Below are 14,385 nucleotides of genomic sequence, written 5' to 3'. Positions count from 1 at the left end.
AGGTCCGCGGCGTGTGCCTGGGGCGCCGCGAACGGGCTCATGAGGCTCGCGGCGCCCGCACCGACACCCACGATCGCGGCGCGTTGGAGGAACGACCTACGGCTCGGAGCCGGATCGAATGGCATGAGCATTCTCCTTAAGACGGGGGAAGGCACCGCGGAGGCGGGGGAAGAGCGGGGCGCGGAAAGCCGACGCGGTGCCGGGAGACACAAGGCCGATCGCGACCTTGGTCGGACAAGTTTCACATGTAGTGAAAATTGTCAATTTGATTAAAATATGACTGCGAAGGGGAGAGAACTCGCCTGTTCCCAAGGGGCTGATCGGCCCCCCTTTCTCCGGTCACGATTTACCACTCGGCAGGACCAGCCTCCCGAACGAAGCGAGAAGCAGGCTCGCACGCCATTACCGAACCCTTATCAGCTTTCCTCGCATTCGCCCTCGAACAGGTGACGGATCACCAGCGAGCCCTGTGCCCCGCGACGCTGCGCGACGAATAACGCGTCGCGCGTGAGGAGAACCAGGGGTGGACAGCGACCTTTCAGGGATTCGGTACACGTTATTCGACCCTGTCGCAATACACGTCGGGAAACACCCGGTCGGCCCGGGCGGTCCCAGACGGAGCCCGGTCCTGGGCCCGGACACGATCCCGCGTAGCCCTGCGGCTACCGGACGGGGGCCGCCGAGAACACGGACCACAGTGTTTTCGAGCGCTTCCTGACGCCCGCGTGTGCGGAGGCGGGGGAGGCGGTCGCGCACACCCACGGCCAGCAGGACGGCCAGGGCCGTGGCGGAGCGTCTGAGGGCGTGTACCAAGGCGGTTCCCTGTCTGTGTGGGGGAAGGACGGCACGCCGAAGCGCCCGGCAGCCGTTCCGTGTCGGGGGTATGCTGCCCGAGCGACCTTTCCCGGACCTGTCCCTTTCCTTTCAACGCCGTACGCACCGCCCGCGCAGGCGCTCCGACCAGCGGATACCCGGGTGGGGCCTAGACACCGTTACCTGAACGGGTGGGATCGCGGAGCCACATCCGGACCGAGGCCACCAGCACCGTTCCGTCGAAGATCGCGGCCCGCGTGCCGTAGCGGGTCGCGAGCGCCCGATTCTGCTTGAACAGGTTGACGCACCGCTCCACGGTGTTGCGGCCCCGGTAGGCCTCCTGATCGAAGGCTGGGGCCTGCCGCCCGCCGATCCCTGCTGCGGGGCGGCCTCAGCGATCGCATCAGGGGTTCGAACACGGGGTCGTTCCCGCCCTGGCCAGCGCCGGGGGCCGCCGGTGGGAGTCCGCGAGCGGGTGGATCTTGGTGGCCAGCCCGCCCCGGGAGCGCCCCGGTGCTTCGCGCCCGTCCGGTTTGCCCCGCGCGGTGTCCCCTTCCGTCAGCGACCGGGCGTCTGGGGACCATCCCCGCGTGCGCGGGGAGCACGCGCCCGACGCCATCCTGCGCCAGGGCTACGTCGGACCATCCCCGCGTGCGCGGGGAGCACAGTCACTGACCTGGGAACTTACCAGCGGCAAGCGACCAGTTTTCCAACTTCCAGAGAAACAGACATTTCTCCCACAGACCTAAGCCCGGGTTACCGGAGATATTCATACCCCACCCACACCTCATTCCAGCAGACTCCCTCGGCTCGAAGCCAACTACATGAGGGCGCAACAACCGGACCGAAGCGGAACCGAAGTCTGCGCGAAGCGGACCGTGCCACAGTCCTCTCCGGCGTCCGCACGGAGCGGTCGCTCATATCGAGGACGGGAAGTTCGCATGTTCAAGAAGTTCCGGACCGCCGCCCTGCTCACGGCCGCCCTGGCCACCGGCTCCCTGGCTCTCGCCGCACCGGCCTCGGCGGCGGCGCCCGTGGCGACCTACAACGGCGCCTGCGGCAGCGGCTACAGCGTCGTCAACCACGCCAACATCAGCACCAAGGGCACGGTCTTCCTCACCTACAACAGCTCCAACGGCTACAACTGCGCGGTCACCGTGCGCGCGAACCCGGGCACGGCCCTCCCGATGGCGGTCGGCCTCAAGCGCACCAGCGACTCCCCCAGCCAGGCCCAGCAGGACGAGGGCAACTACACCACCTACGCCGGTCCGGTCTACCGCAGCGCGGCCGGTCAGTGCGTGGACTGGTTCGGCACCATCAGCGGCACCAACGTCAACCGCAACGGCACCAACTGCGGCTGACCGCCTACCGCGACGACACACGACTGGAGCACCGTGAAGAACCTCCTGAAGAAGGCCGCCACCCTCGCCGCGGCCACCGGTATCGCCACCGCGGGCCTGATGGCCGCCTCCGCTCCCGCCTTCGCCGCCACCTACAACGGGGCGTGCGGCTCGGGCTACAGCGTGGTCAACAAGATCGAGTTCCCCGACAACCGCGGGACGACCTTCCTGACCTACAACGGCTCCACCGGCAAGAACTGCGTCGTGGCCAAGCGCAACACGACGGCGTCGAGGGCGGCAAGCGCGGTACCAACTGCGGCTGACCCTCCCCTTTTCAGGGCGGCCCCGGACCGCGTGGGTCCGGGGCCGCCCAACCCGTGCGTTCCCCCAGGCACGGTTTACCGCCCTGAAGAAAGAACCTCCCAACAGACCGAAAAGCAAATCCCCAGGTCGCTTTCGGGAGGCTGGTGGCTTTCCCCGCACTCGATCACAAACAGGTGGACGGCACCCCGGAGAGTGGCCTATGCTCCGCGACGCTGCGCAACGAATGATGCGCCGTGCATAAGGGGGATCAGGAATGGACAGCAATCTGCCAAGGGTTCGGTACAAGTTACTCGGTTCTGTCGAAGCGCACGTCGAAGGACACCCGATCGACCTGGGCGGACCGAAGCGGCGCACCGTCCTGGCGGCCCTGATCCTGCAACCCGACACCGTCGTCCCCGACATCCGGCTCATCGACCTGGTGTGGGGGGAACGTCCGCCGCGCAGCGCACGGCCCCAGCTCCAGGTCCACGTGCACGGGCTGCGCAAGGCCCTGGGCCCGGACACGACCCTGCGCAGCGCCTGCGGCTACCGCATGGCCGTGGACGCGGAGAGCACGGACCACGGCGTGTTCGAGCGCCTACTGGCGCGCGCGTGCTCCGAGCGCGCCGCCGACCGCCTCGACGAGGCGGCCCTGACCCTGCGCAGCGCGCTGTCCCTGTGGACGGGCCCGGCCCTGGGCGGGGTGGAACCGGCACTGGTCGCCCACACGCGCGCGGCCCTGGAGGAGACGCGCCTGCACGCCCTGGAGGAACTGTACGGCGTCGAGATCGAGCGCGGCCACGGGGCCACGGCCGTCCCCGAGCTGCTGGCCCTGTGCGCCGAACACCCCACTGACGAACGTTTCGCGGGCCTGCTGATGTCGGCTCTGCACGCCTGCGGACGCACCGGGGAGGCGTTGGAGGTCTACGCGGCGCTCCGGGAGAGGTTCGCCAACGAGCTGGGCACCGATCCGGGTTCCCGGCTCCAGTGGCTGCACCTGGACCTGCTCGCGGCCGGGCGGGACGACGGCTCCCGACCGCGCGACCTGTGCCGGGTCCGCCCCGCGGAGCTGCCCTGCGGAACCGGCGGGTTCGTCGGCCGTTCGGCGGAGCTGTCCCGCCTGGACCGCGCGCTGACCTGTGACCGCTCCCCCGCGGTGTTCCTCCTCACCGGCGTCGCCGGGGCGGGCAAGACCGCCCTGGCCCTGCACTGGAGCCACACCGTCCGCGAGCGCTTCCATGACGGCCAGCTCTACGTCGACCTGCGCGGCTCCGCCCCGGAAGGCGCGGCCACCCGGCCCGACGACGCGCTGCGCCAGCTCCTGCGCAGCCTGGGCGCGGACCCCCGGCGCCTGCCGGGGCACACCAGTGAACTCGCCAAGCTCTTCCGCTCGTTGACGGCCGACCAGCGCCTGCTCTTCCTGTTCGACGACGCCGCCTCGGTCGAACAGCTCACCCCGCTGCTGCCCGCGGGCCGGGGCAGCGTCGTCCTGATCACCAGCCGGTATCCGCTGACGGAGGTGGTGGCGCGGTTCGGCGCACACCACCTCCCGCTGGACGTGCTCTCCCGGGAGTCCTCGGTGGAACTGTTCCGGTCCCTGGCCGGAACCGCGGAGAGCGCGGTGGTCACCCGGATCACCGACCGCTGCGGACGGCTGCCGCTGGCGCTGCGGCTGGCCGCGGCCTCCCACGCCGTCGGCGAAGCCGGGGAACCACCGGGCGCCCTCGCGCTCGGCGCGCCGAGCTAGCCGCGCGGCGGCCCCGTCAGAGCAGAGCGCGCAGGGTCTCGGCGACGGGGGTGGTCGGGCGCCCGAGAAGGCGCGAGAGTTCACCGGTGGTGGCCGACAGCTCCCCGTCGCGGGTGTTGGCGTCCAGGGCGGCCACGAAGCGGGCGGTGCCCTCGTCCAGCCCGGCGCCGGTCAGGGCCGCGACGTGCTCCTCGGTGTCCAGGTCACGGTAGACGACCTCGCGGCCGAGCAGTTCGCCCAGGGTGTCGGCGAGGTCGGCGTAGGTCCACGCGGTGTCGCCGGAGAGCTCGTGGACGGCACCGGCGTGCGCGGCGGGGTCGCGCAGCACGACCGCGGCGGCCTCGGCGAAGTCGCGGCGGGCGGCGCTGGCCACACGCCCCTGTCCCGCGCTGCCGACGAAGGAGCCGTGCTCGCGGGCCTGCTCCAGCTGGGAGGCGTAGTTCTCGCTGTACCAGCCGTTGCGCAGGATCGTGTACGTCAGGCCGGAGGCGGTGAGGATCTCCTCGGTCGCCTTGTGCTCGGGAGCCAGGACCAGCGTGGTGTCGGTGGCCCTGGGGGCGCTGGTGTAGACGACGTGCGCGACTCCGGCCTCTCGGGCGGCCTCGATCGCGTTGCGGTGCTGCTCCACCCGCTGGCCGACCTCGCTGCCGGAGACCAGCAGGAGGGTGTCGGCGCCCCGAAAGGCCTCCTTGAGCGAGGTCGGGTCGGCGTAGTCGGCGCGGGCGGTACGCACGCCCCGGTCGGCGAGGTCGGTCAGCTTCGCGGTGTTGCGTCCGGTGGCGGTGACCCGCTCCGCCGGGAAGCCCTGGGAGAGCAGGCCCTCCACGACCAGGCGGCCCAGGTGCCCGGTGGCTCCGGTGACGACGACGCTCATGACGGCTCCTTTCACGCGGCCGGGCGTTCCGGCCGCTCGAGGGTGCCAACCTCCCCGCTCAGCGGCACATTCCAAAGTTCTGGTACCCACCTTTTGGTAAGTTGGTCCCATGAACCCCCCGGACTCCGGACCGCTGCGCGGCCAGGTGCTCTCCGCCGACTGCCCCTCCCGCCGCCTGCTGGGCGACATCACCAGCAAGTGGGGCGTCCTCGTCCTCATCTGCCTGGACCAGGGCACGCTGCGCTGGAGCGAGCTGCTGCGCACCATCGGCGGCATCAGCGAGAAGATGCTCGCCCAGACCCTGCGCACCCTGGAGGAGGACGGCCTGGTCCTGCGCGAGGCCAGACCGGTGGTACCGCCCTACGTGGAGTACAGCCTCACCGAACAGGGGCGCCAGGTCACCGGCCTGCTGCTGCCGCTGGTGGAGTGGGCGCAGGACCACGTGGGCGAGACAGCTCCGCTCACCTGACGCCGCGCCCGGATACCGGCCCCGCCCCCGGGTAGCGGGGGAGGGCGCGTCCGTCGGCGCCACCGACCACGGAAGGGGGTCCATGGACTCCGCGAGGAAGAGCCCGGACGGCACGGCACCGGAGACGGGGGCCGCGCGTTCGGACAGGGCGGCGAGAAGGCCCCGACCGAGCCGGGAGGAGTTGGAGGCGGCCCGGGGCAGAGTGGTCCCCGACGTCGTGGCCGAGGATCTGCACGTGCTCCTGTGCGGCATCAACCCCGGGCTGATCTCGGGCGCCCTGGGTCACCACTTCGCCAATCCGGGCACGCGCTTCTGGCCCGCCCTGCACGGATCCGGCCTCACCCCCCGCCGACTGCGCCCCGACGAGGAGGACGAACTCCTGGCGCTGGGCCTGGGCATCACCAACGTCGTTCCCCGGACCACGGCCCAGGCCGACGAGCTGAGCCGGGAGGAGATGGTGGAGGGAGGCCGGGAGCTGCGGCGCAAGGTGCTGCGCTGGCGTCCCCGCTGGCTGGCCGTTCTGGGCGTGACCGCCTACCGGCAGGCCTTCGACGACCGCCGTGCGGTGGTGGGCCCCCAGGAGCTGGAGATCGGGGACACCCGGGTGTGGCTGCTGCCCAATCCCAGCGGCCGCAACGCGCACTGGCAGCTGGGGCCGCTCACCGAGGAGTTCGCCCGGTTGCGCCGGGCCGCCGGTCTTCCGGACCGCTCCCAAGCCGCCTGAGCGCCCGGCCCGCTGCACGACGTGATCGGGGCCGCCCTCAACGGAAGGTCCCGGCCGGGCGACGCGTGTACCAGCGGCGGGCCCGGCGCACCGCCTCCTCCAGCGGTTCGCGAACGCCGTGTTCCTCCTCCCGGGCGAACGCCCGCTCCCCCAGCGCGGTGACCGCCGCGGCGCGCACCCGTTCGACGTCCCCGCGTTCGGCCGACGGCAGCGGGGTGCGCACCGAGGCGCGCGCCGCCGAGGCCGCGCCCAGCAACCGGGCGGCCCGCGACGGCAGACCGGCCAGCGCCCATGCCCCGGCCAGGCCCTCCAGTGCCAGGGCGGTCTTGCGGGGGCTGCCGGTGGTGAGCGCGGCGGTGAGCCCCTCGTCGTGCAGGCGCAGGGCGGCCTCGGTGTCGCCGCGCTGCTCGGCGACGAACCCGAGTTCGGCCAGGACCGTGGCCTCGGCCGCCGGGGCGTTCGTCCCCCGGACCCGCTCCAACCACCCCGACAGGTACCGGTCGGCCCGGTCGAGCCGGCCCTCGCGGCGGGCGCCCATGCCCAGGCCGAACTCGGCGAAGCGTTCTCCGAAGCGGTCCCCCTGCTCCACCGCCAGGCGACGGGCGCGTTCGTGGAAGTCCTCGGCCCGCCGGTACTCGCCGCGCAGCAGGGCGTTGCGGCCGAGTTCGGAGAGCCGGTAGGAGACCTCCGACCACAGCCCGAGCTCCTCGGCCAGCCGGAGCCCCTCCCGGTGCAGCCGGGCCGCCTCCGCGTAGTCGCCGTCGAGCTCGGCCCGGCTGCCCAGGGCCGGCATGGCCTGAAGGCGGCCCCAGCGGTCCCCGATCTCGTCGAAGAGTTCGAGGGAGCGCCGGGCGTCGGACTCGAAACCGGCCATCCGGCCCCGGGCCTTGAGCAGCCACGCGTGCGTGCACAGTGCGGCGGCCGTACCCCAGCGGTCGTCCTCGCGGCGGAACACGGCCAGGGAGCGGTCGACGAGTTCCCCGCTCAACCGGAGCTCACCGAAGTCCAGCAGGGCGGTGCCCAGGAACCACTCGACCCGGGCCAGCTCCCGCGCGGGGACCAGGTCGGTGCAGTCGGCCAGCGCGGCCCGCACCAGCTCCACCGGGTCCTCGGGTTCACCGACCATGAGGGCCATGCCCGCCCACCAGGCTCCGGCGGCGGCGCGCAAGCCGGGCCCGCCCCCGGGCAGTTCCAGCGCCCGGGTCAGGGAGCGGTACGCCTCACCGGGGCGCCCCCGCAGGTAGCGGTACCAGACCAGGTCCAGGGCCAGCCCCAGGGCAGCGTCGGCCTCGCCCGACCGGACGGCGGTGTCCTCGGCGGCCCGCAGGTCGGCGTTCTCCTCGTCCAGGCGGCGCAGCCACAGGTGCTGGTGGCGACCGCGCAGCCGTGGGTCGGCCTCGGCGGCCAGCGACGCCAGGTGGCGCAGGTGGCGGCGGCGCAGCGCGTCGGCCTCCCCCGCCGCCGCCAGGTGCTCCCGGGCGTAGGCGGCGATGGTCTCCAGCAGCCGGTAGCGGACCCCTTCGGTGCCCCGGGCCGCGGTGACCAGGGACCGCTCCACCAGGCGGGCCACGATCTCCACGACCTCGCCGGGGTCGATCCCGTCGCCGCCGGCCACCGCTTCGGCCCCCTCGGGTGTGCAGCCGTCGGCGTACACGGACAGGCGGCGCAGGACGGTCCTCTCGGGTTCGCCGAGCAGGTCCCAGCTCCAGTCGATGACGGCGCGCAGGGTCCGGTGGCGCCCCGGCGCGCCCCGGCCGCCCGCCGACAGCAGTCGGAACCGGTCGTCCAGGCCGTCGGCCAGGCGGCGCACGCCCAGGGCGCGCACCCGGTTGGCCGCCAGTTCCAGGGCCAGCGGCAGGCCGTCCAGACGGCGGCAGATCGACGCCACAGTCGGGGCGGTGTCCTCGCTCAGGACGAAGTCGGGCGCGCCCGCCGAGGCGCGGGAGGCGAACAGGCGCACCGCGGCGGAGGAGCGCGCGTCGGCCGGGTCGGCGGGATCGGGGAGGGCGAGCGGGCGCACCTCGTGCAGGTGCTCGCCGTCGATGCCCAGGGGTTCGCGGCTGGTCACCAGCAGGTGCAGGCGGGGAGCCGCGCGCAGCAGGTCCCGGGCCAGGGCGGCCGCCGACTCGATGACGTGTTCGCAGTTGTCCAGGACCAGCAGGGTGCGGGTGGCGCTGAGTGCCTGGACGAGGTCGCGGGCGCCGGTGACGGACACGACCGCGTCGGCCACGCGGTCGGCCGCGCCGGGGCCCTCTCCCCGTTCCGGGGGCAGGGTGCCCAGTTCCACGAACCACAGACCGTCGGGGTGGCGGTCGTCCAGGCCCGCCGCCGCCTCCAGGGACAGCCGGGTCTTGCCGACGCCGCCCGGACCGGTGAGGGTGACCAGGCGGGAACGCCGCAGGAGGCCGCGGACCCGTTCGACGTCGGCCTCGCGGCCGACGGTGTCGTTCACCGGCGCCGGAAGGTTGGTGCGCGGCCGCAGGGCGGCCGTGTGCGGGCCCTGTCCCGGCGGGGCCAGGGCGCCGTCCCGGCGCAGTATCCGAAGGTGCAGTCCGGCGACCTCGGGACCGGGAGAGACGCCGAGTTCGTCGCGGAGCCGCCGGCGCAGCCGCTCGAAGACGCCCAGCGCCTCGGCTTGGCGGCCCGAGGCGTACAGCGCCCTCATGTAGGCGGCGCACAGGCGCTCGCGGAGCGGGTGCCGGGCGACCAGCTCACCCAGCTCCTCCACCCGCAGGTGGTGTTCGCCCAGATCCAGCCGGACCAGGGCGTGCTCCTCCACCGCCGACAGGCGCTCCTCGTCCAGCCGGGCGGCCGCGCGGGCCAGGCGCGGGGTGCCGGTGAGTCCCGCGAGGGCGTCCCCGCGCCACAGCGACAGCCCTTCGCTGAGGGCGGCGGCCGCCGCGCGCGGGTCCGGGGCCAGGCGCGCCCGTTCCACCAGGGCGCGGAAACGGGTGAAGTCCACCTCGTCGGGTTCGGTCCGCAGCCGGTAGCCGCCGGGGGCGCGCGGCACCCGGTCGCGGGCACCGGGCTCGGCGCCCGCGAGGACGCCCCGCAGCTGGGAGAGCTTGGCGCGCAGGACCCGCGCGGGATGGGCCGGCAGGTGCTCGCCCCAAAGGTCGTCGATGAGCGCCTCGGTGGTGACCGGCCGTCCCTCGCCCAGGAGCAGCGCGGCCAGGAGTACGCGCACCTTGGTCTCGGGGACGCGGACCGGTTCCCCGTCTCCGCTCCACACCCGCAGTGGCCCCAGGATCCCGAAGCGCATGGCACAACCGTAGTGCACGGCCAAAGCCCGGCCGGGGCGCGACCGGAGCCTTTCCGGAGCGCCGGGGCGCGAGGTTGGCGGGTGACTCACGCCCGCGCCACGGCGCGACGATCTGGAAGGAAGGACACCACCCATGTCCCCGGACGAAGCGAAGTCCGCTCCCGCCGCGAGTGCGGGGGGCCGCCGATGGCTCGGCCTGGCCGTCCTGGCCCTGCCGACCCTGCTGCTCTCCCTGGACTTCACGGTCCTGCACCTGGCCCTGCCGCACCTGGCGGCGGACCTGGCGCCCACCAGCGCGCAGCAGCTGTGGATCCTGGACGTCTACGGTTTCATGATCGCCGGTTTCCTCGTCACCATGGGAACGCTCGGGGACCGCATCGGCCGCCGTCGGCTGCTGATGATCGGCGCCGCGGCCTTCGGCGCGGCCTCGCTGTTCGCGGCCTACTCCACCAGTGCCGGGATGCTCATCGCCGCCCGCGCCCTGCTGGGCGTGGCGGGTGCCACGCTGATGCCCTCCACCCTGTCACTGATCAGCAACATGTTCCACGATCCCAGGCAGCGGGGTCTGGCCGTGGCGGTGTGGATGAGCTGTTTCTCCGCGGGCGGGGCCATCGGGCCGATGGTCGGCGGCGTACTGCTCCAGTGGTTCTGGTGGGGCTCGGTCTTCCTGATGGGTGTTCCGGTGATGGCGCTGCTGCTGGTCGCCGCCCCGTTCCTGCTGCCGGAGTTCCGCGACCCCGCCCCCGGGCGGCTGGACCCGGTCAGCGTGGCCCTGTCGCTGGCGGCCGTCCTGCCGGTCGTCTACGCCGTCAAGGAGGCCGCGGAGAACGGGTGGGGGCCGGGCGTGGCCGCTCCCCTCCTCACCGGTGCGGTCTTCGGCTGGCTGTTCGTGCGACGCCAGCGCCGGTTGGAGAACCCCCTGGTGGACCTGGCCCTGTTCCGGCTGCCGCCGTTCACGGTGGGGCTGGGCGGCCTGTTGGCGGGCACGGTGGTGCTGGGGGCGTTCGTGCTGCTGTTCGCCCAGTACCTCCAGCTCGTGCTGGAGCTGTCGCCGTCGGCCGCCGGTCTGTGGATGGTCCCCTACGCGCTGGGCAACATCGCCGGCGCGATGCTGGCCCCGCTGGTCGCCGCGCGGCTGCGTGCGGCCACCACGATCGCCCTGGGCCTGGTGGTCTCGGCCGCGGGTCTGGTCGTGTTCGTCCAGAGCGGGGCGGACTCGGGCCCGCTCCCGGCGGTGGTGGGCAGCGTCCTGGTCACCTTCGGGCTGGGTCCGTTGATGGTGTTGGTCGTCGACCTGGTCATCGCCTCCGCGCCCAGGGAGAAGAGCGGCTCGGCCTCGTCCCTGTCCGAGACGTGCAGTGAGGTCGGTATGGCCCTGGGCGTGGCCACCCTGGGCGCGCTGGGAACCGCCGTCTACCGGTCGCGGATCTCCGAGGCCGTGCTCCCGGGGGTGCCCTCGGGCCGGACCGAAGCCGCACGCGACGGCCTTCCCGGTGCGGTGGCGACGGCCCGGGACATGGAGCCGGCGCTGGCGGCGCAGGTGACGGCGGCCGCGGAGCGGGCGTTCATGGCGGGTCTGACCGCGGTGGGCTACACCGGTGCGGCCGTCGTGCTCGGGGTCGCCGCCGTCACGTTCCTGTTCCTGCGCGACGTCGCGAAGCCGGCCGGGGAGGAGCGGGACGAGCGGCGTGAGGAGAGGCCGCGGACGGACTGACGACCGCGCCCCGCTCCCCCGGCGGTCGCGCCGCCGCCGGGGGCGCGTCGAAGCCCCTCGGCCGCACCCGCACCGCGGACCCGCTGTCCGCGCGGGAGCCCAGCCGGCGGGGGGCGCGGTCCTGACGGGGACTGCCCCTCCGCCGGGTAGGCCGCGAAGACCCCCACCCCGTCGGCCGACCCGCTACCCGGTTCCGGGTGAGGCGTCCCGCAGCACCTCGTCGGCCACGATGAACTGGTCCCCCTCGAAGTCCTGGTAGAGCCCCTCGTCCTCCAGCGCGTAGTCCTCGAGGTAGGAGCGGTAGTCGAACTCCTGGATCGTGCCGGTCACGGTGACGGTGTCGCCCTCGCTGACGTCCGTCGGGTCGGCGGTGACCACGAGGAGCGGTTCGTCCTGGGCCGGGTCGTCGTCTCCCTCCATCGCGAACGCCTGGTCCGACAGCACCTCGGTGACCTGCGAGGAGACCGTCACCCTGTGGCCCACGCCGACGCCCTCCTCCTCCTGCACGTCCTCGGCGTCGGTGCCCTCGTCCTCGCAGGCGCTGAGCGACAGCACCGAGAAGGCGAGCAGCGCGGCCGAGACCGCACGCCCCCAGGATCCCGCCTGGTTGATCGGCATCTGTGTCCCCCTCCGTTGCCCGTGTGGCGGGCGTTGCCCCAGACCCTCTACCCCGCCCGCGAATCGCGTATTCGCCCGATCGCGTACAGTCACTTCCCGCTTCGGGCCTCCGGAATCCGGGGCCGACGGCGAAGGGAACCCCGGGCCCCGGTTCACCCGCCCCCTCTCAGGATCTACTATCTGCGTATGAACGCAGATAGCAAGAGATGCGGTCTCGACGAGAACAGCCCCTACGTCGAATACGCCGTGGAGATCCTCACCCTGCTGGCCGACGCCACCCGGGTCCGGATCATCCTCGCCCTGCGCGGGGGCGAACTGTCCGTCAACGAGCTGGCCGACCGCCTGGGCAGGCCCGGCCCCTCCGTCTCCCAGCACCTGGCCAAGCTGCGGATGGGGCGGGTGGTGGCCTGCCGCCGCGAGGGCAACCGGATGTACTACAGCCTGGCCAACGAGCACGCCCGCCAACTGGTGGCCGACGCCGTCTACCAGGCCGAACACGCCCTGGAGGTCGAACCCGCCCACCACCGCGCCAACGTCGCGCCCGCGACCGTCCGGGAACGGAGCACCGAAGCGTGACCGCCACCGCGACCACCCCGGTCCTCTCCGAGGACCCCCGTCCCAGGCCCCCGTCCCTGCTGGCCACCGGCCTGGCGCTGGGCGAGGTGCGCTGGGCCGCCGCCGCGCTGGCTTTGTTCCTGGCCGGGTGGGCCGCCCAGCTGCTGGGCGCGCCCGCCTGGCTGTGGTGGGGCCTGTACCTGGCCTGCTACGCCGCCGGGGGCTGGGACCCCGCCCTGTCCGGTCTGCGCGCCGCCCGCGAGCGCACCCTGGACGTGGACCTGCTGATGATCGTGGCCGCCCTGGCCGCCGCCGGGATCGGCCAGGTCTTCGACGGCGCCCTGCTCATCGTCATCTTCGCCACCTCCGGCGCGCTGGAGGCCGTGGTCACCCAGCGCACCGCCGACTCCGTCAGCTCCCTGCTCACCCTGGCCCCGGAACGGGCCGTGCGCCTGAGCGGCGACGACCGCGAGGAGACCGTCGACACCGCCGACCTGCGGGTGGGCGACACGATCCTGGTCCGCCCGGGCGAGCGCGTGGGCGCCGACGGCACCGTGGTCGAGGGCGCCAGCGAGGTGGACCAGCAGGCCATCACGGGCGAGTCGGTGCCCGTACCGCGGACCGCGGGCCAGGAGGTGCTCTCGGGCACCATCAACGGCACCGGGGTCCTGCGGGTGCGGGTCGACCGTCCCGCGCGGGACTCGGTGATCGCCCGCATCGTGGCCCTGGTGGAGGAGGCCTCGGCCACCAAGGCGCGCACGCAGCTGTTCGTCGAGAAGGTCGAGCAGCGCTACTCGGCCGCCGTGGTGGCGGCCACCCTGCTCGTACTGGGCGTCCCCCTGCTGCTGGGCCAGGGGTTCGAGGAGGCGCTGCTGCGCGCCATCGTGTTCATGATCGTGGCCTCGCCCTGCGCGGTGGTGCTCTCCACCATGCCGCCCCTGCTGGCCGCGATCGCCAACGCCGGGCGCCACGGCGTCCTGGTCAAGTCGGCGACCGTCATGGAGCAGATCGGCCGGACCGGGGCGGTGGCCTTCGACAAGACCGGCACCCTCACCCGGGGAGAGCCCGAGGTCACCGGGATCGACCCCGCGCCGGGCCGGGAGGCCGACGAGGTCCTGGCCCTGGCCGCGGCCGTGGAGCGCTACAGCGAGCACCCGCTGGCGCGCGCCGTGTGCGCCGCGGCCGCCGCACGGGGGGCGGACTCCTCGGGGAGCCGCGCCGAGGACTTCGCCGCGCTGCCCGGACTGGGGGTGCGCGCCCGTGTCGACGGCCGCGGGGTGCGGGTGGAACGGGCACCCGCCGGCCCCGGGGGCCCGGCGGGCACCCGGGTGTCGGTGACGGTCGACGGAGCCCCGGCGGGCACCCTCACCCTGTCCGACGCCCTGCGCCCGGAGGCGCCCGCCGCCGTGGCCGAGGTCGGTGCGCTCACCACCTCGCCGGTGCGCCTGCTCACCGGCGACAACGCGGCCACCGCCGCGCACGTGGCCCGGGCCACCGGGATCGGGGAGGTCCGCGCCGACCTGCTACCCCAGGACAAGTCCGCGCTGGTACGCGACCTGGAGCGGTCCGGAACCCGGGTGCTGCTGGTCGGCGACGGGGTCAACGACGCTCCGGCCATGGCCGCGGCCACCACAGGCGTGGCCATGGGGAGGCGCGGCTCGGACCTGGCCCTGGACACCGCCGACGCCGTCATCGTCCGCGACGACCTGGCGGCCCTGCCCCGGCTGATCGCCCTGTCGCGGCGCGCCCGCAGGTTCGTGGTCGCCAACCTGTGCGTGGCGGCGGCGTTCATCCTGGTACTGGTCATCTGGGACCTGGTGGGCACCCTGCCGCTGGCCCTGGCGGTGGCGGGGCACGAGGGCTCCACGGTGATCGTGGCCCTCAACGGGCTGCGGCTGCTGCGCGCGCGGGCCTGGACGCGCTGACGCCCGCGGTCGCCGGCCCGGAACGGGGGACCTTCGACGCG

At 73.5% G+C, this 14,385-nt stretch carries 11 protein-coding genes; 7 read left to right on the top strand and 4 right to left on the bottom strand.

Translation table 11 applies throughout. The features are described from left to right. Positions 1–125, bottom strand: a 125-nt coding sequence (locus tag FYW95_RS28995) for a twin-arginine translocation signal domain-containing protein (RefSeq protein ID WP_160050903.1), incomplete at its 3' end; no start/stop codon positions are given. Positions 126–1,754: 1,629 nt separating this feature from the next. Here FYW95_RS28995 and FYW95_RS24810 point away from each other — a divergent pair. After that, complete coding sequence (locus FYW95_RS24810) at positions 1,755–2,174, top strand: spore-associated protein A (RefSeq protein WP_159942915.1); 420 nt, start codon at positions 1,755–1,757, stop codon at positions 2,172–2,174. Between the two features lie 556 nt (positions 2,175–2,730). Beyond that, positions 2,731–4,203 carry an AfsR/SARP family transcriptional regulator gene (locus tag FYW95_RS24805; protein ID WP_160050902.1) on the top strand — a complete coding sequence of 491 codons (1,473 nt, stop codon included), beginning with the start codon at positions 2,731–2,733 and terminating at the stop codon, positions 4,201–4,203. A gap of 16 nt (positions 4,204–4,219) precedes the next feature. Here the strand turns inward: FYW95_RS24805 and FYW95_RS24800 are convergent, their stop codons facing one another. Then, on the bottom strand, positions 4,220–5,077 hold the full coding sequence (locus FYW95_RS24800) for an SDR family oxidoreductase (protein WP_159942917.1): 858 nt from the start codon (positions 5,075–5,077) through the stop codon (positions 4,220–4,222). Positions 5,078–5,186: 109 nt separating this feature from the next. On the opposite strand from FYW95_RS24800, the gene FYW95_RS24795 reads away from it, so the two are divergent. Beyond that, positions 5,187–5,546 carry a winged helix-turn-helix transcriptional regulator gene (locus FYW95_RS24795; protein ID WP_160050901.1) on the top strand — a complete coding sequence of 120 codons (360 nt, stop codon included), beginning with the start codon at positions 5,187–5,189 and terminating at the stop codon, positions 5,544–5,546. 181 nt (positions 5,547–5,727) lie between these two features. Then, the gene (gene mug, locus FYW95_RS24790) at positions 5,728–6,270 is read left to right on the top strand and encodes a G/U mismatch-specific DNA glycosylase (RefSeq protein WP_159942949.1); all 543 of its coding nucleotides are present in this window, start codon (positions 5,728–5,730) and stop codon (positions 6,268–6,270) included. Positions 6,271–6,307: 37 nt separating this feature from the next. Here mug and FYW95_RS24785 read toward each other — a convergent pair whose 3' ends face one another. After that, complete coding sequence (locus FYW95_RS24785; protein ID WP_160050900.1) at positions 6,308–9,532, bottom strand: ATP-binding protein; 3,225 nt, start codon at positions 9,530–9,532, stop codon at positions 6,308–6,310. Between the two features lie 133 nt (positions 9,533–9,665). Here FYW95_RS24785 and FYW95_RS24780 point away from each other — a divergent pair, with 133 nt between their 5' ends. Then, a complete protein-coding gene (locus FYW95_RS24780; RefSeq protein ID WP_160050899.1) occupies positions 9,666–11,246 on the top strand; it encodes an MFS transporter in 1,581 nt (526 codons plus the stop codon). Positions 11,247–11,429: 183 nt separating this feature from the next. On the opposite strand, the gene FYW95_RS24775 is transcribed toward FYW95_RS24780, so the two are convergent. Further along, complete coding sequence (locus FYW95_RS24775; RefSeq protein ID WP_159942921.1) at positions 11,430–11,864, bottom strand: hypothetical protein; 435 nt, start codon at positions 11,862–11,864, stop codon at positions 11,430–11,432. Between the two features lie 186 nt (positions 11,865–12,050). Between FYW95_RS24775 and FYW95_RS27860 the strand changes: the two genes are divergently transcribed. Both FYW95_RS27860 and FYW95_RS24770 read left to right on the top strand, forming a co-directional pair. After that, positions 12,051–12,440, top strand: a complete 390-nt coding sequence (locus FYW95_RS27860) for an ArsR/SmtB family transcription factor (RefSeq protein WP_201295024.1) — start codon at positions 12,051–12,053, stop codon at positions 12,438–12,440. Continuing rightward, positions 12,437–14,344 carry a heavy metal translocating P-type ATPase gene (locus tag FYW95_RS24770; RefSeq protein WP_201295023.1) on the top strand — a complete coding sequence of 636 codons (1,908 nt, stop codon included), beginning with the start codon at positions 12,437–12,439 and terminating at the stop codon, positions 14,342–14,344. Before FYW95_RS27860 ends, FYW95_RS24770 begins: the two co-directional genes overlap by 4 nt. Positions 14,345–14,385: the final 41 nt, after the last annotated feature.

Origin of the sequence: Nocardiopsis sp. FR4, from assembly GCF_009830945.1 — a bacterium.
Lineage (GTDB): Bacteria > Actinomycetota > Actinomycetes > Streptosporangiales > Streptosporangiaceae > Nocardiopsis.
The sequence above is the reverse complement of the archived record's forward strand: the minus strand, read 5'-3'. Positions and strand labels throughout refer to the sequence as shown.